At 33.4% G+C, this 389-nt stretch carries 1 protein-coding gene; it reads left to right on the forward strand.

Going from position 1 to position 389, the window contains the following annotated elements; all coding sequences use genetic code 11:
• Nucleotides 1–389, forward strand: a 389-nt coding sequence (locus AC1DG9_RS27820; RefSeq protein WP_477635805.1) for a hypothetical protein, incomplete at both ends; no start/stop codon positions are given.

Here is a 389-nt window from a genome sequence, read left to right on the forward strand (position 1 = left end):
GCTTATCGCTATTAATTTCGTGCAAAAAAAATGATGAAGATCTTAAAAGGCAGATCGCTGAATTAGAGTCTAGAGTTTCTGGTATCGAAAATCAAATTGGCAATATCAATTCTAATCTTACCATTTTGCAACAACAAGGTAAACTAAACTCCGATGAGATTAATTCCTTAAAAGCTCTAACATCTGACCTATCGACCCTTACTAATGAAATAAAAAATGGCGGAGTTACCAATTCTGTTGACATAGCTAACTTAAAAACATCGCTTCAACAAGCAGCTACTATTATACAACTAGAGTCTTTAAAAACTACAATCACTCAATTAGGTGAAACGATAAATAAAATTGATACCGAACAAAAAGCCACTGCGACAGCTACAAGTGAATTACAA

It is taken from the genome of Pedobacter sp. 05L430 (assembly GCF_056397585.1).